The following is a 1,238-nucleotide window of genomic DNA, read 5'->3' as shown; positions in this document are numbered from 1 at the left end:
GTTTAAGGTAGGTTTCATCCATCTTCCCACTTATATAACTACCATATTTTCTAAAACTATTGCTAAAGACTATCTCTAATTCTTTAGCATATTTGATAACCCAACGATTGATTGTGCTATGGTCTACTTTAACTCCTCGCTCTTTCATTAGTTCTTCTACATGTCTATAACTCAATGGATATGATAAATACCATCTGATTGCTTGAAGTATCAATAATTTGGTAAAGTGTCTACCTGTGAAATCTATCATTTGTATTTTGAAATAAAATCTGTGATAAAATTATACTATAAATTCATGCTACTAGCAGTTTGCGACAGAACCAACCGATCTATGCAAGCCTAAAAACTGACATTTTTTAGCTATTGAGATGTCTGCGTTGTTTGGTTCTATTAACATCTTCTTATCCTTACAACTCAAAATTAGATTTTTTTTCAACCAGTCAAGCTCTACTTTAAGACTACCAATTTCTTCATATAGTTTAGCCTTCTCTTTTTGTTCTGTAAGGTCTTTTTTATCAGGGACAAGCTTACTGGCAAACATTTGTTTTATCGCTTCTAATGCTTGCTTTTTCCAACTTGTGATTTGAGTTGAATGAATCTCATACTTACTACTTATTTGAGCTTGTGTTTGCTCTCCTTTTATAGCTGCAACTGAAACCTCATATTTGAATAATGCACTATGAGTCTTTTTCTTATGCATTTGTGTCTCCTTCTCATTATTTGAGACACCTATTTTACCTTCTTAGATACCTGTCCGAAAAAAACGTACCACTATACTAATGCGATAGAATCGCTTAATAGTCAATTTAGGAAAGTTATTAAGAATAAAAAAGTATTTCCTAGAGATGACGGTTCTGTCGCAAACTGCTAGTAGCATGAATTTATAGTATAATTTTATCACAGATTTTATTTCAAAATACAAATGATAGATTTCACAGGTAGACACTTTACCAAATTATTGATACTTCAAGCAATCAGATGGTATTTATCATATCCATTGAGTTATAGACATGTAGAAGAACTAATGAAAGAGCGAGGAGTTAAAGTAGACCATAGCACAATCAATCGTTGGGTTATCAAATATGCTAAAGAATTAGAGATAGTCTTTAGCAATAGTTTTAGAAAATATGGTAGTTATATAAGTTGGAAGATGGATGAAACCTACATTAAACTAAAAGGTAAAGATGTTTATTTATATAGAGCTATAGATAAACACGGAGATAATTTGGAGTTTATGG

General features: G+C 31.4%; 2 protein-coding genes and 1 pseudogene. 1 reads left to right on the top strand and 2 read right to left on the bottom strand.

Annotation, left to right across the window (positions count from 1 at the left end):
- Window positions 1–250 (bottom strand): annotated as a pseudogene (locus F3D62_RS12505) (IS6 family transposase); the annotation flags it as partial.
- A gap of 51 nt (window positions 251–301) precedes the next feature.
- Window positions 302–700, bottom strand: coding sequence for a transposase (locus F3D62_RS12500; RefSeq protein WP_150468574.1), 399 nt, complete (start codon window positions 698–700; stop codon window positions 302–304).
- 222 nt (window positions 701–922) lie between these two features.
- Here F3D62_RS12500 and F3D62_RS12495 point away from each other — a divergent pair.
- Window positions 923–1,238, top strand: a 316-nt coding sequence (locus tag F3D62_RS12495; protein WP_150468573.1) for an IS6 family transposase, incomplete at its 3' end; no start/stop codon positions are given.

The organism is Francisella sp. SYW-9 (assembly GCF_008711465.1).
In the GTDB taxonomy this organism is placed as follows: Bacteria; Pseudomonadota; Gammaproteobacteria; order Francisellales; family Francisellaceae; genus Francisella.
This window is presented reverse-complemented; position numbering and strand designations above follow the sequence as displayed.

Bases quoted from the DNA above. Each gene is read 5' to 3' on its own strand.
- F3D62_RS12500 (WP_150468574.1), bottom strand. From the start codon at position 700: ATGCATAAGAAAAAGACTCATAGTGCATTATTCAAATATGAGGTTTCA.